We start from the raw sequence: 20710 nt of genomic DNA on the forward strand, positions 1-20710 counted from the left end.
AATAACATAAGAAAAGGGTGGTTCGATGGCGATTAAACTTAGAACAGTTTATTACGCAACTCGAGAGAAGTATGAAATGAAACTGCTAACTGGCAGTTCAGGATTGGATCATCTTTTCAGTTGGGTCCATATTTTAGAAAACATTGACACAATGGACTATTTACATGGTAGTGAGATTGTGATTACTACTGGAATTGGCATTAATTCAGCAAGCTGGTTGAATGATTATGTGAAAAAAGTTATCGCTGCTGGGGCAACCGCTCTGATTATTAATACTGGTAAATTTATTAATGAAGTTCCACTTGATATTATCGAATACTGTCGCGCAAAACATTTTCCGTTATTTACAGTTCCATGGCGAATTCATTTAATTGATATCATTCGTGACTACTGCAATCGAATTTTTTTAAGTGAACAGATTTCTTTCAACTTAATGGAAAGCATAAAGAACGCTATTTTTCACCCTGAACGCCCTGAACTTTATCAACAGCAATTAGAAAGAAATGATTTTAACTTAAATGGTAGTTTTGCACTTATCGCGATTCGCGGACATGATTTCAAAATTCAACAAAGTGAGCTGAAGTTTTATGGCAAACTACAATTAGATATTGAAATTCAACTGAATGCCTATGGCTTTATTAATAGTATGTTTGAGATCGAAGATGCTGTTTTTATCGTGATAAATAATTCTACTAAATTAAGACAGTTTGCTAACAGTTTAAATCAGCTGCTAAAGAAACATTTTAGTAACTACGATTTTGAAGTAAGTGTTAGTGAAACAGTTACATCGATTACTAAGCTGCATCAGGCATACAAACAAGTTAAATATGTTATGAATCATATTCAGAAAAATAATTCGAACTCACTTTGCTTTTTTGAAAAAAATGGAATTAATGAACTTATCCTAGCAGTCAATGATTTTAAAATTTTAGAAAAGACTGCTCAACGCATCTTATCTCCACTTATTACTTATGATCGAGAAAACCAAACAGATTATGTTCATCTCCTTCAACTTTATTTACGGGAAAATTGCAGTATTAAGAGTGTTGCTGAGAAAACATTTATGCATCGAAACACAATTAATTATCGAATTAAAAAAATTAAAGCAATTTTACCGCTTGATTTGGATACCAATGAGGAACGTTTTCGTTTGACGTTGGCTTTTTATATTTTGGATATAATTTAGCGATTCAAAATGAGCCTCCTTTAATCTGATTGCCAGAATAATATCATAATAAATTAATTTTAAAAATGGTCTTTAGCATAAAGTTTAGTTGGAAGTTTTGTGCTGCAGCACAAGTAAAGTTGGTTTTCGATAGTTAAATAGACAATAATCAGCCTAAAGATAATAATAGCGCTTACAAAAGCGGTGGGGATTTAAAACAGTTTGTTCTTGTGGACTAATATTTTTGTTTATATAAATTGGTAAGTCTAAAATTAATTAATAATTAATTGACTTGTTTTTTACATTTATTGGTAGGTTTAAAGGAATTTTCAACTCAATTATAAGTATAATTTTATTTTGTTTTAGATAACTTGGAAAACGACTAAGCAAACGATTACAACTTTTCTTTTCCGATAAAGAAACTAGTTAAACTTAAAAAAACAAATTATTAGGTATTTAATAATTGGCAGATAAGTACAAAATTAGCAGAACTATTAGTTTAAAATACACGGCCATTACTATTTTTATTGTCTCTGTGTTAAAATTCTAATTAACTTTTAATAGGGGATGGATAGGAATGCCACTGACTTTGATTACTGCAATTGCGCCAATTATTTTTACTTTAGCATTAGGTTTTTTAGCGGGATGGCGGCAACAATTTAAAAAACACGCCAGTCAGCTGTTTATTGCTTTAGTTATGTCATATGCTCTGCCTTTGAGTTTATTTGGCGGGCTGCTGGCTACCAGCCGCCAGGTAATTATTCAAGATTTGCCATTGTTTTTATGGTTGGGACTGGGCATGGTTGGTGTATTTGTGATTTTAACAATGCTTTATCAAATTAGGCTTCACAATTTGAGCTTGGCAGTTTTGCGGGCCTTGAGCGTGGCATGCCCATCAGTTCCATTTATGGGAACTTCTGTTTTGGCAATTATTTTTGGCACAACGGATAGCGTGATTCTGGTGGCGATTTGCGGACTTTATTTGAATTTGGTTCAAGTACCACTAAGTGTATTGTTGTTAGCAGCCGGGAAAAAAGAGGCAGATCAAACTGGAACCGAGCAGGCTGTTCAGCGATTGGCTACGGCCTTTAAAAAGCCGCTGGTTTGGGCTCCGATTCTTGCATTTGCGCTGAATCTTAGCGGCTTTAAACTGCCAGCTGTCTGGCTGCCGCTGTTCAGCGAATTGGGACAAGCTGCTGGTGGGGTTGCATTATTTTCAATTGGAATAATGTTGTATGTACAGCATTTTAGTATTTCGCGTGCAGTTTTGTTGAATGTCGGTTTAAAAAATATTGGTTTACCACTAGTCGTTTGGGCAATCATGGCGGCTGTCGGAGCGAATTGGCATTTTCAACAATTGGTCGTTGTTACACTGGCTATTCCCACGGCTGCCATGCCAAGTATGTTGGCGATTCAAAATCATGTTCATGAAGATGAGATGGCTTCAACTCAGTTAGTCAGCACTTTATTGTCGGTATTGACGATGGGAATGTTTATGTTCTTTTTAGGTGTAAAATAAGCAATTTAGTAGACGACAGCCGCTGATTCTATTACGATTAGGTTAGACGTGGAACCCTTTTCACTAATGCGAAAGGAGCAGCTCGGATGCCTTATCAACTTCCTGATTTACCATATGATTATGCCGCTTTAGAACCATATATCGATCAAACAACAATGAGGTTGCACCATGATCGACATCATCAGACGTATGTGAATAATTTGAACCAGGCAATTGAAAATTATCCCACAGTTGCCGACTGGTCTTTAGAACGATTATTGACTGACTGGGAAGATCTACCAGATGCAACTGCAACGGCAATTCGTAATAATGGTGGTGGTCATGCAAATCATTCATTGTTTTGGGAAAGCTTAACTCCAGAATTTGATCAAGCATTACCATTAGAACTTCAGACTGCTTTAGACGAATCTTTCGGTGGTTTAGCCGCATTTAAAAAACAATTTACAGCGGCGGCAACTGGTGTTTTTGGTTCTGGTTGGGCTTGGCTGGTACGTGATGAGGACGGTCAATTGAAAATCACCAACACTGCTAACCAAGATTCCCCGCTGATGCTGGGGCAAAAACCATTGCTGGGCTTGGATGTCTGGGAGCATGCATATTATTTAAAATATCAGAATCAGCGACCAGCTTATATCGAAGCTTTCTGGCATTTGGTTAATTGGTCAAAAGTAGCCCAGCGCCTAGAGCAAAGTTGAATTTACGGTAGACAATAAAACTTGAGGCGTAACTCTGATTTTTGCAGATCATGACAAGAGCATAACTTCTTGAAAATACTTCTTAATTAAGCTGGATTGTAGCAATTTTAGCTGCAGTCCAGTTTAGTGCGTTTAAAGGTCAAACTTAAATATTTCATAACGTTTAATTAAAACTGCTAGTTACTTGAGAAAATACTGTATAATGAAAAGATGTTTTAAAATGCAGGTATATTTTATTTAGAGAGTAGTAGATAGTGGAACGAACTTGGGGTTTGTTGCTGATATCAGTTTTTTCAAGTAAACTGATAAAGCAAGGCTTGATTTTTTAAAGGAGTTAATCTGACTATGAAAGTCGTTCGAAATTATTTGTATAACGCTGGCTATCAATTGCTGTTAGTACTCTTACCGTTAATTACTGCTACTTATATCAGCCGGGTTTTGACCAATACCGGTGTTGGAATCAATGCTTACACTAATTCAATTATTTCTTACTTTGTCTTGTTTGGCAGTTTAGGTATCAATCTTTATGGTAATCGGCAGATTGCTTATTTGCGTGGTAAACCGCAAGAAATGTCACAAACTTTCTGGGAAATTGTCTTATTAAGAATTTTTGCGATTGCAATTGCCTTTATTGGTTTTTTTATTTACTTGCCATTTAGTAAGTATCCGACCTTTATGTTATTTCAAGCAATCAATTTAGCGGCAGTGATCTTAGATATTTCTTGGCTGTATATGGGAGTCGAAGATTTTAAAAAGACGGTTACTCGTAATACACTGGTTAAAATTCTATCTTTAGTTGCAATTTTTATTTTTGTTAAAAATAAAAGTGATTTAGGATTATATATTATCATTCTTGGTCTGGGCGGTTTCTTAGGAAATTTAACTTTGTGGCCGTTCTTAAAGGGAATTGTTAGCAAAGTAAATTGGCGGCAGCTGCATCCATTTCGTCATCTGCATCCTTCACTGGCATTGTTTGTGCCGCAAGTAGCTATTAATGTCTACGCAGTTTTAAATAAAACCATGCTAGGGAAAATGTCAGGAACGGTTTTTGCTGGGTATTACTATAATTCTGATACAATTATCAAAACAGTTTTAGCCTTAGCAACGGCGACGGGAACAGTTATGTTGCCGCACGTTGCCAATGCATTTGCTAATGGTGAAAAGAAAAAGGTTAATCAAATGCTGTACGATTCCTTTGATTTTATTTCCTTTTTAACGGTAGCGATGATGTTTGGCTTAGCTGGATTGTCATTGCATTTGGGACCGTATTTTTATGGACCCGGATTCAAGCCGGTTGGTTTAGCGATGCTATTAGAAACGCCGGTAATTTTGTTAATTGGCTGGAGTAATGCCATTGGAACACAATTTTTGCTGCCAACTAATCAGACTAAAGGGTTTACAACCTCAGTTATTTTTGGTGCGGTTACTAATATTATTATTAACTTTCCGTTAATTTATTTTTGGGGACTAAACGGAGCAATACTGGCAACTGTTATTTCTGAAGCTTGCGTCACCGGATATCAGTTATGGGTCGTTAGAAAAATAATTAAATATCGGCAACTATTTTTGAATTTACCAAAGTATTTGCTTGCCGGGTTAGTAATGTTTATTCCCGTTTTTTGGATTAACAATACAGTACATACCAGTATCCTCTCAATTGGTGCCGAAGTGTTACTGGGCATGATAATTTATGTGTTAATGATTTTGCTTTTGCGGCCAACGATTTTAGAAAAAGCAAAGAAAATGCTGGCAGAGAGAAAAGCCAAATAATTTTTTCCTTATATTAAAAAAGTTCAAGAAAATAATTTTTTCTTGGACTTTTTTAGATGTTAGGTGTTATAATAAATGTATCAACAAATAAGGAGGATGACTAAAATGACTGTTGTTATCCCGAATTTTCAATTAGCAGCTGAAACACAACCGGGTACAGTTGCTTTAAAAGTAAATAATTTAGACGCACAAACCAAATTTTATCGTGATGTAATTGGATTGGAAGTTTACGAACAAAACTCAATGCAAAGTATTCTGGGAGCACATGGCAGCCGCTTGCCATTGTTGATTTTGCGGCGAGTAGCTTCGCCGTTGCCGTTGACACCCAAAACTGGATTGTATCATGTAGCTTTCCTATTACCAACTCGTAAGGACCTTGGAAATGCACTGATTCATTATTTAACGGAACAGGCTCCATTAATTGGTGCCAGTGATCATGGCTATAGTGAAGCTTTGTACTTAACTGATCCGGAAGGTAATGGAATAGAAGTGTATCGTGATAAACCGCGGAATCAGTGGGATATTCGTCCAGATGGCGAAATACCGGGAATTACGATCGAAATGGATGCTCAGGGAGTTGTTGATGCAGCTGATCGGCAGTGGCAGGGCTTTCCTACTGGAACCAAGGTTGGCCATGTTCATTTGAAAGTAGCAGGGTTAAAAGCAACTGAGGAGTTTTATACTGATGTTCTCGGTTTATCTTTAAAAACTAGTTTTGGAAAAAGTGCGAAGTTCTTTGCCAGCGGTGGTTATCATCATCATATTGCAGGTAATATATGGACTGGGCGCGACTTGCCTGCTAGTGACTCGCATGATTTAGGCTTGGCATATTATACTTTTTGGACACAAACAGATGAAGAATTAGAGCGGATCAAAAATAACTTAGAAAAGCTGCAGCAACCATTTGCAGTTTTGCCTAAACAAGAGATATCGTTGACTGATCCCAGCGGTATTAAATTAAGATTCGAAAAAATACCACAAAATTAGTATGAGTTAAATATAATTTAGAATCAAAAAAGCGAAGGCAACTGTGAAATGAACTTCCTAGGTTGGATTTGATGTCCAACTTAGGGGATTCACTCCACTACCTTCGCTTTTAGTTTGCAATTGATTAGCTAAAGAGTTTCTTAGTAGCACGAACCAAAGTTTTTAGATCACGATCATAACGCGGTGTTTTGACTAGATGAGCCATTGGTATGCCTGCAAAGTGAAAGGCAGCAATCTCACCTGAGCGAACCGCACTTTGCTCGGTAAAAATCATTTGGAAAGGCTGCTCAACAAATTCACCGGTAAAAGCAAGATTAGTTGAGTTTTCAGGAATTACTTCCGGCCGATCACTTTTAGCCCGGTTGTTGAAAAGCGCTGAGGCATAAGGCATATAAACTGGAATGTTATTGATAATGCTGTCAAGAATTTCCGTTTCTTTGGTCTTGATATTGACAGGACCAGGATCGACCTTTGCGAGCTGACCAATTAGTTCTTGAGCCATTTCTTTACCGTTCATTTCAATATACGGTTTTTGGATAAATTCACCACGCCGACGCGGATATAAGAAGTATCCCCAGATAACAGTTTCATTTGGTTTCTGTGTGGTAAAATGTGGCTGATGATGAACAACAATTGACATATTGACATCTTTTTGACCCAATGAAGTAATTGGTTCGGTCGATAGGAACGAGTTTAAAGCATTTCCGGGAACTTGGGTGGTAATGCGGGTAATCTCGTCTAATAGTAAGTGATTTTTAGTAGTTAGCGTAAAGCTGACCCATTCACTAGCTGAACGGTCTGCAAAGAACTTATCCGGTTTGCCTAGATTATAAAACTGTTGCGAGATTTGTTTCCATAAACTGGCAGCCGCACCATAATCCGGATTTTCAGCAGCTGGTGTATGATAATCGCCTAATGTTGCAGAATCTGTAATCGAACCATTAGTAAAGATAACCGCTGTTTGGTCATCGATAACAACTTCTTCCGGTTCATTAGTTTCTGTATTAGTCATTTTAATTTTAGTGACCGTAATTTCATCTTGCATAGTTGTTGGTTTAAATTCAAATTCGGTTACTCGCCGATTAAGAATGAAATGGCAGCCTTGATCTTGCAAATAATTGAGCAATGGCAGCATAATACTTTCAAACTGATTGTAGCGGGTCCGATTGACACCTACTAAATGTTCAATCTGGGTAAACTCATAAATCATTTGGTGCATATAGCGGCGAAGTTCCTGAGCAGAACTCTGTGTTCGAAAAGCAAAGGTAGTTTCCCACATATACCAGAAGTTGGTTTGGAAGATGTGTGGGGAGTGTTTAAAATACTCGGCAATTGAAATATTATCAAGTTTTTCTTCATCTTCATCAGCCAGCATGATCAGCTTACTCAATAACACCCGATCGGTATTATTTAATCCTAGATGACCGGCATCTAAAATCCCTTTCCCGCCTTCCATTAAACGAGCTTTATCAAAAGTCGGATGAGCAGCATCAAATTCATAAGTATCCTGAGCGGCTGTTAATCCTGGTTCAGTTGCTGATGGGATTCGTTCCAAAAGATCCATCAGGTCGACATAGGTCCGATAATTAAGCATTCGTCCACCACGAGCGATGTACCCTTGAGTATTTTCCAGCGGGTGCTGCTGATTCCAATAATCGTCAGTAGCAGCGGATGTTGTTGACCCGTCATTTGAACCATGGTTATCGAGTGAATAAAAAGTGATGTTTTCTCCAGCCCAATGACCTTCTTGAATTAAGTAGACTGCTGCCGCTAAATTAGCTAAACCGGCTCCAATCATGACTGCTTTTTCTTTAACCAATCAAATCACGTCCTTTCAATGACTAACAAGTTAACTATTGTATTTGGCGTAAGCGTTTAAATCGTCGCCTTGACCGATTTTCATATATTTAACAGTTTGGCAAACGGCAATGGCTGCTGTTGTTGCCAACAGCAAGCCTAAAAAACATTTTTTCTTCATAACGAACTCACCTCGCTGAGCATATTTAAAAGTTGTATCCTAATCAAATCATAGCGCGAAAACGCTTTTTTTAATAGTGATTTGGCATTGTTATTAGAAAAGGTTAATTAATGCTGTTCTTGTAGAAAAGCAAGTGCGAATTTTTCATAAAACTCAATTGCTTGTAAGTAGGTTGGAAGTTCAACGTACTCATTACTCTGGTGTGAACTGTCAGAACCAGGTCCGATTTCAATACTGTTGAAACTGCCCTTGGCTTGCAGAAATTCAGCGCCATCATTAGCGCCGGAGCTGCCGGTGACTTTAATTTTCTTTCCTAGTAGTTGTTGATAAACGCGTTGGGCACATTTGATAATTGGTGATGCCGGATCTCCTGGAATCGCTTCTTCTGGGAAACTATATTCAACGGCTAACTTAACATCGGGCTGCTGATTAAGTTCAGCTACTAGCCCGGCAATTCTGTCATAGAAAATCTGATTAGGGTAGGCGGGGATTGTCCGAATATTGCCCATTAACTCAGCATATGATGGAATGCTGTTAACCTGCTCACCGCCGGCAATTTTAGTAATATTGTGTGTGATTCCACCTAGAACAGGATCAGTTTTGGTCAGGTCAGCCAAACGAGGCTTAATTTGTTGATAAAACAACATTAAATTATCAATTGCGTTGATTCCAAATTGTGGTCGGGCAGCATGAGCGGTTTTACCGATCGAAGTTATTTTATAATCGATTACACCACGAGCTGTATAAATTAGATTGTTTAAATTGCTGGTTGGTTCAGCAATCAGCAGTCCGGCTAAGTTATCAGCGTAACCAGCTTTAGTCAACTGAGCTGCACCATATTCACCGGTTTCTTCACCAACAGTTGCCAACAGTCGAATTCGTCCAGGCAGGGAACGGTTGCTTTCAAGCAGTTCTAACATTGCAGCTACTAAAGCAGCTAAACCGCTTTTCATATCTGCTGCTCCACGTCCATATAACCGCTGCTGTCGGATCACCGGCTCAAAAGGATCACTGTCCCAAGCTGCCGGATCACCTGGAGCAACAACATCCATATGCCCGGAAAAGCCTAAAAGTGGGCCACTTTCACCAATTGTAACTATGAGATTATCTCGTCCAGATGCGTATGTCAGCCGCTCAATTTTAACAGCAGTATATGGTTCAAATAAACTGGCAAGATAATCAGCCGCTTGAGCTTCATTATCATTAACAGTTTTAATTTTGATTAGATTTTGCAAAATTTCGATTTTCTTTTGCTCATTCATTTTGTCACCTCGCTAAATTCTTGTGTCTATTGTAGTTTATTTTAAACTGTTTGGATAGCAATATTTATTGCTGCTCAAGCTATGATTTGAGATTTGCAGCTTGATTAAGTTAAGCGTTTGGGCTGCTGGTAATTGGTTTTGGTTATTGTAGGTAAGTAAAGATTTGGTATACTGAAAAGGAATTAGCAGAAATAGGTGGCAGATTATGGAATTTAAACAAATTATCACGCAAGCAGCTTTGGCTGGATTGGCTGGAACAGATCAAGCAGATGTTTCAGCCTATACTCCACAATTACTAAGTAATACTGATCAAGAAACCATTTGGGAGCATTTGCGGACGCAATTGCAGCAATGTAGCGATTTTGTTTTTGCGGTTGCATTTATTACGGCTGATATGTTGCCGCCATTTAAAGCAGTAATGGCTGATTTGGCAGCTAAAAAAGTCCATGGCCGACTAATAACTTCTGACTATCTTTCATTCAATCAGCCGGATACGCTGGCAGAATTATTGAAAATTCCAAATTTAACAACCAAAATTGCCCCTTTAGCCGGCTTTCATGCCAAAGGGTACTGGTTTGAACACCGTCAGCCTGATTATCAGACATTGATTATCGGTAGTGCCAACTTTACCCGATCAGCACTGTTGAAAAATTATGAATGGAGTTTAGAATTAAATTCTTTGAATCAAGGAAAGTTAGTCATACAGCTGCGGCAAAAAATTAATCAGTTGTGGCAACAAAGCCATTTGCTGACGCCAACTTGGCTGAATGATTATCGGCAGCGCTGGCAGGCAGCACAACAACAGCACTCACCAACAGTTAAAGCCACTGAGGAGCTGGCCCCAATTACGCCTAATCAGATGCAGCAAGCGGCTTTGCAGCAATTGGCAGCTTTGCGACAGACCGGTGCCCAGCGTGGGCTGGTTATTTCGGCAACCGGAACAGGGAAAACTTATCTGGGAGCTTTTGATGTCAAACAGACTGCACCTAAGCGAATGCTGTTTGTTGCCCATCGTGAACAGATTTTGCGAAAAGCCAAGGCTAGTTTTCAGCGGGTACTTGGTGGTCCCAGCACTGACTATGGTTTTTTGAGCGGAACAAAGCAGCAGCCAACAGCTAAGTATTTATTTGCAACGGTACAGACTTTGGCTCAGCCAATCGTTATGCAGCAGTTTGAACCGCAGACGTTTGATTATTTGCTGATCGATGAAGCTCATCGAAGTGTCGCGGCCAGCTATCAGCGATTATTGGATTATTTTCAACCACGATTTTGTTTGGGAATGACGGCTACTCCAGAGCGGACTGATGATTATAGTATTTTTCAGTTATTTGACTATAATATCGCCTATGAAATTCGATTGCAGGATGCTTTGGCTGCCGGGATGCTTTGTCCGTTTCATTATATTGGATTGCAAGATTATGAATATCAGGGCCAGCTTTTGACAGATAAGGCGCCTTTACGCCAATTGGCTGCTCCGGCGCGGGTCACTTATTTATTGCAGCAATTGGAATATTATAGTTATTCAGGAGCTCAGGTACATGGGTTAATTTTTTGCAGTCGCCGTGATGAAGCAGTTGAGTTGGCTCAAGCGTTGACAACTCAAGGGCATCCAGCACAAGCATTGGATGGAACGACGACGATTTCGCGGCGTGAACGATTGGTAAAGCAGCTGGAACAAGGAAAAATTGAATATTTGGTAACAGTCGATGTGTTTAATGAAGGAGTCGATATTCCTTGTGTGAACCAAGTGGTAATGCTGCGTAACACACAATCGCAAATTGTCTTTTTGCAGCAATTAGGCCGTGGGTTACGAAAGTTTCCTGGGAAAAAATATTTGACCGTTTTAGATTTTATCGGCAATTATCGAAACAATTATCTGATTCCCCTGGCTTTAACTGAGGATCATTCATTAAATAAAGATCAGGCTCGAAGTACTTTGGCTTTGGAACCGATTATGGGTCTATCAACGATTACTTTTACTGAAATTGCCCGACAGCAGATTTATGCTTCTTTGCAGCGGGTCAAGTTGGATGGCTTTATTAAATTACGTCAGGTTTATCAGCAACTACAACAGCGGTTGGGACGAATACCATTGTTAACGGATTTTGCCCAGCAACAGCAGTTGGATGTACAGGTATTTGCAGAAAACAATCAAATTGATAATTACTATCAATTTCTCAATAAAATGAAAGCTCCACAACCAATGCTAACCAAGCAGCAAGCAAGCTGGCTGACTTTTGTTACCCAGGAATTATTGAATGGCAAACGGCGGCATGAATTGATTTTGCTGCAGGCTTTAAGCCATCAGCCACAGTTAACCCAAGTTGAATATCAACGACTGCTAGAACAGCAGGGATGCCAAACGGATTCTGCTGTCTTGGATTCAGTTAAGGGGATTTTAAGTTTGACTTTCTTTCAAGTTAAGGCCGGTAAAAAATTGCAAGCTGATAAATACGGCGGGCAACCACTGATCAACTGGGATCGTACTGGTTATCGATTGGCGCCAACTTTATGGCAGCAACTGCAATCTGGGGCTTGGTTTAAGCGCTTGTGGCAAGATGTTTTAACGGCCGGTTTGCTGCGGGCCAAGCAATATCAAGCGGGACAGGCGTTTACTTTATATCAAAAATATACGCGAAAAGATGTTTGTCGTTTGTTAGATTGGCCATTGGATGTTAGTGCCCCAATGTATGGTTATCGAGTAGATGATACGGCTTGTCCAATGTTTGTTACGTATCAAAATGATGCTGAAAAAAATGCTCGTTCGGGAGCTTATGTCAATTATTTTCTCAGTCCGGACACGATTCGCTGGTATACTCGCAGTCCGAGGCACTTAGATTCAGTGGAGGTACAAAAACTATTGGCTCGTGATGATCACGGTCATTTTCGAATACCGATTTATTTATTTATAAAACGCAGCGATGCCGAGGGCAAAGATTTTTATTATGTTGGTCGTTGTCAAATTTTACCAGCATCGGTCCATGAGGTTGAATTATCGTTTCCTGGCAAAAAGAAACGAGCAGCAGTTGCGCTGGATTTGCAACTGAATCAGCCATTGAGTTATAAAATGTATCGTTTGATCATCGGGAAAAATCTTAATTGAAAGAATTGACTTTTGATACAACAATGATATTATTACGATATCAAGTGCTTGATTAAGAATAGAAGGTGGCAGTGATGGAAGATGCAACAACTTTTTTACTGCGGCTACCACAGCAACTAAAGCAACAGTTAGAGCAGCGGGCAAAAGAGGAAAATCGCAGTGTTAACAGTTTACTGGTCACATTGATTGAACAGTCATTGCAGACTAAACAGTCAACATCATTGGAAAATCGGCAATTTTTAGGCAAAGTAGTTGAAAATCGCCAAATTGATCCAGAAAATGGTTTAGCTCAAGTTAATGGAATTTATTACCGTTATTTAATTGAAGGCAATGAAAAGTTTTCAGCAAAGAAAAAGTATATTGTAATTGAAGCTAACGGAAATATTTTAACATTGCGACCAGTTGTTAAGTAAGGGGAGGAAGGAACAGTTATGTTTGGGATAAAAATTATTCAGCAGAATTGTCAAGGCTTAGTTGAGACTTTAGGAAAATATCGGCGCAATGTTCCTGCTGGGATGCATTTATATGTTCCGATTATTCAGCATATTCGGACAGTGAATTTGGCAATGCGCCCCCTAAAATTATCACAATATTCAGTGATTACTAAGGATAATGCCGATATCAAAGCTAGTGTAACTTTGAATTATCATGTGACCGATGCACAAAAATATGTTTATGAAAATACTGATTCAGTTGAATCAATGGCTCAGCTGGTTCGTGGTCATTTGCGGGATATTATCGGACGATTGGAATTGACGGATGCTTTGGGTTCCACTTCCAAAATCAATGCAGATTTGGCAGCAGCTATTGGTGATTTAACCAATGTTTACGGAATTAATGTTGATCGAGTAAATATAGATGAACTTACACCTTCAGTTGCGATCCAAGAAGCTATGGATAAACAGTTAACAGCTGATCGGGAACGAATTGCAACGATAGCCAAGGCTCAAGGTGAAGCTCAGAACATTAAACTAACAACAGATGCTAGAAATCGAGCATTGGTTGAAACGGCCCAAGCTCAAGCTGAAGCAACTCGGAAACGAGCAGATGCTGAGAATTATCGAATTGCGAAAACAGCTGCTGCATTGCAAACAGTTGGTGAAAATTATTTTAAAGATCAAAGCATTGCAGCGTTTGTTCAGTTAGCTAATTCAAGTACTAATCTTGTCGTAATTCCTAAAGAAGAAGTTACCGGATTGGGGCAAGTTCCGGTAATAAAAAAGCTGCTGGAACAAAATGATAATCAAGCCTAATTTTAAATAAAAAGTTTTAGCAATATAAAGCGACTCGAATTTAATTCGAAGTCGTTTTTTTGTTTTTGATATTATGCCGGGTATAAAAACAACTATTCCAACAGAGTATAGTATAATAAAAAAAGAAAGCGTTTTCTCAAAAGGAAGAAGGAAATCAATATGAATCAGCAGCAGTGGCAAAACTTTTTGGCTGGCAAGCAACAACCTTTGCAGACGTTAACACCTGAAATTGCGGCATCTTGGGAATTCTGCCGTAAAGCAGCAGTTGATCCATTTATGATTAAACCACACCGAATTGTTACTAGCAGTAACCTGCAAGTGCGCCAACAGCAGAATCGAGACCTGATTAAGTTGATCAAACAAGAAATAGAAAAATTTTCAAACCGGCTGCAGTTACGTTCACCGTTAATGATTCTAACTGATAATCAAGGAATTATCTTATGGCGCAGTGGTCAGGAGAATGCCCGTTTAGCCGCTAATCGAATTTATTTTCGTGAGGGAACTAGTTGGACTGAACTGGATGTTGGAACAAACGCTATCGGGATTGCATTGCGAACAAAGCAAGCAGTCAGTGTTGATTTGGCTGAACATTATGCTGCTGCTTCACGTCATTGGAGTTGTGCAGCGACACCGATTCTGGATGAACAACAGCAAATTTTGGGAATTTTAGATGTTTCGACTTTTGAAAATAGTTCAGCTGTTGAAGCAGGACTGTTATTAGAATTGATCGCTCAAAGTGTAGCGAATCGGTTTTGGCAGGAGTATCTGGAACAGCAACGGGATTTATTACAATATGCTTTGCAGCACCCCAATCAGACTGATTTGTTGTGTGATACACGTTATCGAATTGTTCAAGTCCCGCCAGTTTTAGCAGAACAGTTTATTGTTGGTCAAGAAATGCAGCAATGCTTGCGGCCAAATCAATTATATCAAGCTCAAAAAATCATTTTACATGAAAAAATTATCGGCCACCAAGTCCGAATTGCAGTTCCCCAGCAAACGAGCAAATCATTTTATTACCCTGGTATCAACAGTCAAAATCTGCAATACCAAGAATTTTTAACGCAGGTAATTCGCGCCGCCCGCAGTTGGCTGCCGATTCATATTTATGGCGAATCGGGAACAGGAAAGGAAATCATTGCCAAAACAATTCACTATAATAGTCCAGCTGCTGCTGGTCCGCTAATTGCGGTTAATTGCGGTGCGATCAGTGAAAACTTACTTGAAAGTGAGTTGTTTGGTTATGCTCCGGGGGCTTTTACCGGCGCCAGCGCCAAAGGTCATCAAGGCAAATTGGAACAGGCGAATGGCGGAACGTTATTTTTAGATGAAATCGACAGCATGCCACGTAAGATGCAAACGGCTTTATTACGAGTTTTGGAGGAAAAACAAGTTACACCGGTTAATGGGCATCCCCAAAAGCTTAATTTTCGATTGATTTCAGCTAGCAACCAGTCTTTACCCGCTCTCGCGGCAGCCGGAAAGTTTCGGACGGATTTATTTTACCGAATTTATGTTGCACCACTGAAGATTCCGCCATTGCGGCAACGAAGTTCAGATATGCAGCAGTTGTTGGAGAAGTTTTGCCAGGAGCAGCAGTGGCGGCCTACTTGGGAAAAGAAAATTTTGACAGTTGCTCATCAGTATTCATGGCCCGGCAATATTCGTGAATTTAATAATTTTTTACAGCGAATTCAATTATATTATCCAAATCAAGAACCAACGATCGCACAATTGCAGCAGTTGCTGGATACTTTGGATGCCGCAATTTCTAAACCAGTTACGCAAATTGCTGTTAAATGCCAGCGGCGAAGATTACCATTGACAGCTGCGCAAATAGCCACTTGTTTACAAAAAAATCATTATCATATTAGTCATACAGCTGCCGAATTAAAAATCTCGCGAACGACCCTCTATCGAAAAATGAAACAATTTGGTTTGCGTTAAAGTTACGTTTTGTTCAGGTGCAATCTTAATTGAACAATCAAGCAGCAATTTGAAGATATTAATTTATGTTAGTGATAAAACAGATTATTTTGGCAATTATTTGATAATGGTGAATAAAAGTATTTAAAAAATCGGTATTTTTTATTTAATGCGAATTATCCAGAGGAAAAAATAACTTTGTTCGTTATTTACTCCTAATACATTTAAAAATAAAGCGTTTAATTGTTTTCTCAAAGCGGTGTCTTTAACTAAGACATCGTTTTTTTATAGAATTAGCGATTAAAGTTATAACTGGCATTAAACTTGCTTACTAATTAATAGAAACAAGTGAAGGAGGGAGTGCTTATGAAACAATTTGATGTGATTGTAGTCGGAGCTGGCCCAGGTGGTTATGTTGCCGCTATCCGAGCTGCCCAACAAGGGAAAAAAGTCGCAGTAGTTGAACGGCAAGCGGTTGGTGGAGCCTGTTTAAATGTTGGCTGTATCCCGTCTAAAACTTATTTAACACACAGTCATTGGGTTTTGACTGCCCAACAGGCTAAGGAAAACGGAATAGCACTAACTTTAGGTGAAATTGATTTTGCCAAGCTGGTCAAACGTAAAGATCAAGTGGTTGCTGGACTGCAAATGGGAATTAAACAATTGTTCAAACGACATAAGATCAGTTTATTTAATGGAGAAGCTAAACTTTTAGGCAAAAATCGATTACAAGTTGGGAATGAGCAATTGCAGGCGCTTGATTTACTGTTAGCAACTGGGAGTCATCCGTTTATTCCTTCGATTAAGGGATTGGATCAGGTTGATTATTTAACCACGGATACGATTTTTTCTTTGCAAAAACTGCCGCAAAATTTAGTGATCATCGGCGGGGGAGTGATTGCAATTGAGTTGGCCTTTGCTTTTCAACCGTTAGGCTGCCAAGTAACAGTATTAGAAGTAGCTCCAGATATTTTATTGACCGAAGACCCGGCAGCTCGTGAATTAATCAAACAACGGCTGCGGCAATTAGGAACGATTGTCAAAACTGGTGTTAAGCTGCAGCAAATCAGTCAAACCAATATCATTAGTTCAGCCGGAACATTTACCTTTGATCAATTACTGGTAGCTACCGGCCGTCGAGCAGATTTAACCTTGGCACAACAATTGCAACTGCAGCTTGATGAAACAAAACGATTTGTAAAAGTTGATCGTCACTATCAGACCAGTCAAGCGCATGTTTATGCCATTGGTGATTTGATCGGTGGTTATCAATTAGCACATGCGGCCAGCGCCGAAGGACTGCGGGCCGTAGCGGCAATTTGTCAGCAACCGCAGGCACCGGTAGCTGCTCGGCAAATTCCCCGCTGTGTATATACTTTTCCCGAAATTGCCAGTTTTGGGTTAAATGAACAGCAGGCACAAGCAGCCGGTTATCAAGTGGAAATCAAACAAGTACCATTAGCTGCTAACGGCCGGGCGATGGCCAGTTTAGCAACTGCCGGTTTTATCAAGATCATTAGTGAAAAGCAGTATCACGAAATCTTAGGTGCAGTGATTGTGGGAGAAAATGCGACTGAATTAATTCACATTTTATTGACTGCCGCTGCGGCTGAAGCAACTGCTGACGAATTGGCTGAGATAGTATTTGCTCATCCAACCCTCGCTGAGGCAATTGGTGAAACAGCTAACGCAATTATGGGGCAGGCAATTCATGGTTAATTTCAAAGGAGGAAATTTATTATGAAAGAATTGGATGTAAAACAAACAGCGTGGATCTACAAGAAGATGAATGATATCCGTAATTTTGAAGATCAGGTGCATCAAATATTTACTACTGGTTCAATTCCCGGCTTTGTTCATCTGTATGCTGGCGAAGAATCTGTAGCAGTTGGAGTCTGTGCACATTTAACAGACAAAGATTATATTACCAGTACGCATCGCGGCCATGGTCACTGTATTGCCAAAGGATGCGATTTAGCTGGTATGATGGCTGAAATTTATGGTAAAGAAACGGGTTTGTGTAAAGGAAAGGGCGGCTCAATGCATATTGCTGACATCGATAAAGGCATGCTGGGGGCTAATGGGATGGTTGGCGGTGGCTTTCCGATCGCAGTTGGGGCCGGCTTACGCAATAAGTATTTAAAAACAGCTGATGTAGTTGTCTGCTTCTTTGGAGATGGAGCTGCCAATGAAGGAACTTTCCATGAGAGTGTTAATATGGCAGCCATTTGGAAGTTACCGGTAATTTTTGTCAATGAGAACAATAGCTTTGCAGAAGCAACTCCGCAGTGGTATGCATCAGGCTCAAAAACAATTGCTGAGCGGGCAGCAGCTTATGGCATACCAGGTGAAACAGTCGATGGCAAGGATTTGACGGCTGTTTATAAGGCTGCCGGCAAAGCGATCGATCGTGCTCGCCGAGGTAAGGGACCAATGATTCTCGAATGTCGCACTTATCGAAACTACGGTCATTTTGAAGGTGATGAGCAAAAGTATAAAGCACTTGATGGCAAGGAGAAAAAATATGCCGATCAGGACTGCATTAAGGATTTTCGTAAGTATGCAATTGCAAATAAATTACTGACAGTTGAGCAGGCTGATCAAATTGCAGCCACTTCGAAAGCAGATATTGCCGCGGCAGTTAAATTTGCTGAAAATAGTCCAATACCGCGACCGGAAACATTGTATGATAATGTTTTTGCCGACTAAGAAAGGGGCAGATTATTATGGCACGCAGAATAACTTTTATGAAGGCAATCAATGAAGCACTTGATCAAGCAATGGAGCAAGATGAACGAGTTATTTTACTAGGTGAAGATATTGCCGGTGGAGCAGATGTGAAGCATTTGGCTGATAAGAATGAAGATGCTTGGGGTGGAGTTTTTGGTGTGACAAAAGGTTTAATGCCCAAATATGGTCGGGAACGGGTAATTGATACGCCGATTTCGGAAATGGGTTATATGGGTGCAGCTGTTGGTGCCGCAGCCACTGGATTACGACCGGTTTCGGAATTAATGTTTAATGATTTTATCGGTTTTTGTTTGGATACAATTTTGGCTCAAGGTTCTAAAATGCGCTATATGTTTGGGGGGAAGGCTAAAATTCCATTAACGGTTCGAACATGTCATGGAGCCGGTGCCAGTGCTGCGGCCCAGCATTCAGGTTCTTATTATGGAATCCTTGGTTCAATTCCGGGAGTTAAAGTAGTAGTTCCGGCAACACCTTATGATGCCAAAGGCTTATTGCTGGCAGCAATTAAAGATGATAATTTAGTAATTTTTTCCGAGGACAAGACCCTTTATGGCTTGAAAGATGAAGTTCCCCAAGCAGCCTACGAAGTTGAGATCGGCAAAGCAAAAATCAAACGTTCAGGGACAGATTTAACGATTGTTACGATCGGCAAGATGCTCTATGTTGGACTTGAGACGGCAGAAAAATTAGCTAAGGACGGAATTGAAACTGAAGTAATTGATTTATTGACGGTAGCACCGTGGGATCAAGAAACTGTTTTGAACTCAGTTAAAAAAACCGGCCGGCTGATTATTATTGATGAAGCCAATCCGCATAATAATACGGCAACTGATATTGCATCTGTTGTCAGTGATCAAGTATTTGATTATTTAGATGGACCGGTTAAATGTGTTTGTGCACCGAATACACCAGTTCCTTTTGCGACTAATTTGGAACAGTTGTATTTACCGAATTCGCAGCGGGTCATGGAAACGGCAGCAGAATTAATTGCTGATTTAAAAAATTAAGGAGGTGAGAGCGATGGCGACTGAAATTATTATGCCTAAGCTTGGTTTGACGATGACCGAAGGGACTGTTTTTGAATGGCATAAAAAACCAGGTGATAAAGTAAAAAAAGGTGAGATCGTAGCGACGATCAATTCAGAAAAATTGACGGCGGATGTTGAGGCACCGGCAGATGGCATTTTATTGGAAATAATTGTTCCAGAAGGCGAAGATGCTAAATGCCAGGCGCCGATAGCTTATCTGGGACAAGCAGGTGAACAATTGCCGGATAAATCAACCGATAAGCCAGCGGCATCAGAATCACCACAACCATCACAACCAACTGAACCGGCTGTCAAACCGACTTCGGCAACAGCAACTGAGAAAAAAACCGAGCGGATCTTTATTACACCGCTAGCTAAGAAAATTGCTGCTGAAAAGAAGATTGACTATCAGCAGCTCAAAGGTACTGGCGGCAACGGTCGAATTACACGAAGGGATGTTGAAAATTACCAACCGGTTTCACAAACAGCTGTTGCCAATCAGGCTACTGTAAATATTGGCGCTGGTTTGAGCGGAATGCGGCAAATAATTGCTCAACGAATGATGACAAGTTTGCAGACAACAGCTCAAGTGACATTGCAGGCCAAAGCTGATATCAGCAAGTTAATGCAGTTAAAAAAGACGATCAAGCAAAATATACAGCAGCCGGTAACCGCGGGAGCTTTAAGTCTAACTACTTTAGTTTCTAAAGCAGCTGTTATTGCGTTACAGACGACCCCCGCAATGAATGCACATTATCAAGCAGGTAAATATGAACAGCTGAAAGACATTAATTTAGGCCTGGCAGTAGCTGTCGATAATGGTCTGGTTGTACCGGTAATTAAGCAGGCCCAATTAATGGGAGCTGGTGAATTAGGCCGGCAGATCGCCAGAATGGTTGAACAAGCACAACAAGGAACTTTAGCTGCTACGGCCTATACGGGAGGTACTTTTACAATTTCAAACCTGGGACATAACGGAATCGAATACTTTACTCCGGTACTTAATCCACCGGAAGTGGGGATTTTAGGTGTTGGTTCATTGCTGGAAGTTCCAGCTTTACTTGATGGAAAACTAGTCAACCAGCAAAAATTGCCATTGAGTTTAACTTTTGATCATCAAGTTATTGACGGAGCACCTGCTGCTGAATTTTTAGCCAAAATTATAGCTGCTTTAGAAGATCCATATCGTTTATTATTTTAATTGCTGAATAGTTGGAAAGCTCAAAAAGTAGTTGGAGTTTTCGACTATTTTGGGCATTTAATCGCTTTTTTG

The 20710-nt window shown here is 39.8% G+C and carries 16 protein-coding genes; 13 read left to right on the forward strand and 3 right to left on the reverse strand.

Features of this window, described 5'->3' with window-relative positions; all coding sequences use genetic code 11:
* Positions 1 to 25: 25 nt before the first annotated feature.
* The 5 genes from FC89_RS06015 to FC89_RS06035 all read left to right on the forward strand — a co-directional run bounded on the left by FC89_RS06015 (position 26) and on the right by FC89_RS06035 (position 6136).
* Positions 26 to 1186: a PucR family transcriptional regulator gene (locus FC89_RS06015; protein ID WP_057871651.1), complete on the forward strand. Its 1161-nt coding sequence runs from the start codon at positions 26 to 28 to the stop codon at positions 1184 to 1186.
* A gap of 556 nt (positions 1187 to 1742) precedes the next feature.
* Positions 1743 to 2684 carry an AEC family transporter gene (locus FC89_RS06020; RefSeq protein WP_083485427.1) on the forward strand — a complete coding sequence of 314 codons (942 nt, stop codon included), beginning with the start codon at positions 1743 to 1745 and terminating at the stop codon, positions 2682 to 2684.
* Positions 2685 to 2770: 86 nt separating this feature from the next.
* Positions 2771 to 3379, forward strand: coding sequence for a superoxide dismutase (locus FC89_RS06025; RefSeq protein ID WP_057871652.1), 609 nt, complete (start codon positions 2771 to 2773; stop codon positions 3377 to 3379).
* A gap of 345 nt (positions 3380 to 3724) precedes the next feature.
* The gene (locus tag FC89_RS06030) at positions 3725 to 5149 is read left to right on the forward strand and encodes an oligosaccharide flippase family protein (RefSeq protein ID WP_057871653.1); all 1425 of its coding nucleotides are present in this window, start codon (positions 3725 to 3727) and stop codon (positions 5147 to 5149) included.
* Positions 5150 to 5254: 105 nt separating this feature from the next.
* Positions 5255 to 6136, forward strand: a complete 882-nt coding sequence (locus FC89_RS06035; protein WP_057871654.1) for a VOC family protein — start codon at positions 5255 to 5257, stop codon at positions 6134 to 6136.
* A gap of 124 nt (positions 6137 to 6260) precedes the next feature.
* Here FC89_RS06035 and FC89_RS06040 read toward each other — a convergent pair whose 3' ends face one another.
* The 3 genes from FC89_RS06040 to FC89_RS06045 all read right to left on the reverse strand — a co-directional run bounded on the left by FC89_RS06040 (position 6261) and on the right by FC89_RS06045 (position 9376).
* Complete coding sequence (locus tag FC89_RS06040; RefSeq protein ID WP_057871655.1) at positions 6261 to 7955, reverse strand: oleate hydratase; 1695 nt, start codon at positions 7953 to 7955, stop codon at positions 6261 to 6263.
* Positions 7956 to 7985: 30 nt separating this feature from the next.
* Positions 7986 to 8114 (reverse strand): hypothetical protein, encoded by a 129-nt coding sequence (locus tag FC89_RS12895; protein WP_268872021.1) that lies wholly within the window; start codon positions 8112 to 8114, stop codon positions 7986 to 7988.
* A gap of 107 nt (positions 8115 to 8221) precedes the next feature.
* Positions 8222 to 9376, reverse strand: a complete 1155-nt coding sequence (locus tag FC89_RS06045; protein WP_057871656.1) for an ArgE/DapE family deacylase — start codon at positions 9374 to 9376, stop codon at positions 8222 to 8224.
* Positions 9377 to 9581: 205 nt separating this feature from the next.
* Here FC89_RS06045 and FC89_RS06050 point away from each other — a divergent pair, with 205 nt between their 5' ends.
* From FC89_RS06050 to FC89_RS06085, 8 genes are all read left to right on the forward strand, one after another.
* Positions 9582 to 12479 (forward strand): DEAD/DEAH box helicase, encoded by a 2898-nt coding sequence (locus FC89_RS06050; protein ID WP_057871657.1) that lies wholly within the window; start codon positions 9582 to 9584, stop codon positions 12477 to 12479.
* Positions 12480 to 12553: 74 nt separating this feature from the next.
* Positions 12554 to 12892: an Arc family DNA-binding protein gene (locus FC89_RS06055; protein WP_057871658.1), complete on the forward strand. Its 339-nt coding sequence runs from the start codon at positions 12554 to 12556 to the stop codon at positions 12890 to 12892.
* A gap of 18 nt (positions 12893 to 12910) precedes the next feature.
* Positions 12911 to 13732, forward strand: coding sequence for an SPFH domain-containing protein (locus FC89_RS06060; protein WP_057871659.1), 822 nt, complete (start codon positions 12911 to 12913; stop codon positions 13730 to 13732).
* Between the two features lie 159 nt (positions 13733 to 13891).
* Positions 13892 to 15679 (forward strand): sigma-54-dependent Fis family transcriptional regulator, encoded by a 1788-nt coding sequence (locus FC89_RS06065; RefSeq protein ID WP_057871660.1) that lies wholly within the window; start codon positions 13892 to 13894, stop codon positions 15677 to 15679.
* Between the two features lie 345 nt (positions 15680 to 16024).
* On the forward strand, positions 16025 to 17377 hold the full coding sequence (gene lpdA, locus FC89_RS06070) for a dihydrolipoyl dehydrogenase (protein WP_057871661.1): 1353 nt from the start codon (positions 16025 to 16027) through the stop codon (positions 17375 to 17377).
* 21 nt (positions 17378 to 17398) lie between these two features.
* Positions 17399 to 18367, forward strand: coding sequence for a thiamine pyrophosphate-dependent dehydrogenase E1 component subunit alpha (locus FC89_RS06075; RefSeq protein ID WP_057871662.1), 969 nt, complete (start codon positions 17399 to 17401; stop codon positions 18365 to 18367).
* A 17-nt stretch (positions 18368 to 18384) separates the two neighbouring features.
* Positions 18385 to 19416, forward strand: a complete 1032-nt coding sequence (locus FC89_RS06080) for an alpha-ketoacid dehydrogenase subunit beta (protein ID WP_057871663.1) — start codon at positions 18385 to 18387, stop codon at positions 19414 to 19416.
* 13 nt (positions 19417 to 19429) lie between these two features.
* Positions 19430 to 20638 carry a dihydrolipoamide acetyltransferase family protein gene (locus FC89_RS06085; protein ID WP_057871664.1) on the forward strand — a complete coding sequence of 403 codons (1209 nt, stop codon included), beginning with the start codon at positions 19430 to 19432 and terminating at the stop codon, positions 20636 to 20638.
* The last annotated feature ends 72 nt before the right edge of the window (positions 20639 to 20710 follow it).

The sequence above is a fragment of the Liquorilactobacillus ghanensis DSM 18630 genome (assembly GCF_001435235.1).
Lineage (GTDB): Bacteria > Bacillota > Bacilli > Lactobacillales > Lactobacillaceae > Liquorilactobacillus > Liquorilactobacillus ghanensis.

Coding starts and splice junctions, on each gene's coding strand:
- FC89_RS06015 (WP_057871651.1), top strand. CDS start 26: ATGGCGATTAAACTTAGAACAGTTTATTACGCAACTCGAGAGAAGTAT.
- FC89_RS06020 (WP_083485427.1), top strand. CDS start 1,743: ATGCCACTGACTTTGATTACTGCAATTGCGCCAATTATTTTTACTTTA.
- FC89_RS06025 (WP_057871652.1), top strand. CDS start 2,771: ATGCCTTATCAACTTCCTGATTTACCATATGATTATGCCGCTTTAGAA.
- FC89_RS06030 (WP_057871653.1), top strand. CDS start 3,725: ATGAAAGTCGTTCGAAATTATTTGTATAACGCTGGCTATCAATTGCTG.
- FC89_RS06035 (WP_057871654.1), top strand. CDS start 5,255: ATGACTGTTGTTATCCCGAATTTTCAATTAGCAGCTGAAACACAACCG.
- FC89_RS12895 (WP_268872021.1), bottom strand. CDS start 8,114: ATGAAGAAAAAATGTTTTTTAGGCTTGCTGTTGGCAACAACAGCAGCC.
- FC89_RS06045 (WP_057871656.1), bottom strand. CDS start 9,376: ATGAATGAGCAAAAGAAAATCGAAATTTTGCAAAATCTAATCAAAATT.
- FC89_RS06050 (WP_057871657.1), top strand. CDS start 9,582: ATGGAATTTAAACAAATTATCACGCAAGCAGCTTTGGCTGGATTGGCT.
- FC89_RS06055 (WP_057871658.1), top strand. CDS start 12,554: ATGGAAGATGCAACAACTTTTTTACTGCGGCTACCACAGCAACTAAAG.
- FC89_RS06060 (WP_057871659.1), top strand. CDS start 12,911: ATGTTTGGGATAAAAATTATTCAGCAGAATTGTCAAGGCTTAGTTGAG.
- FC89_RS06065 (WP_057871660.1), top strand. CDS start 13,892: ATGAATCAGCAGCAGTGGCAAAACTTTTTGGCTGGCAAGCAACAACCT.
- lpdA (WP_057871661.1), top strand. CDS start 16,025: ATGAAACAATTTGATGTGATTGTAGTCGGAGCTGGCCCAGGTGGTTAT.
- FC89_RS06075 (WP_057871662.1), top strand. CDS start 17,399: ATGAAAGAATTGGATGTAAAACAAACAGCGTGGATCTACAAGAAGATG.
- FC89_RS06080 (WP_057871663.1), top strand. CDS start 18,385: ATGGCACGCAGAATAACTTTTATGAAGGCAATCAATGAAGCACTTGAT.
- FC89_RS06085 (WP_057871664.1), top strand. CDS start 19,430: ATGGCGACTGAAATTATTATGCCTAAGCTTGGTTTGACGATGACCGAA.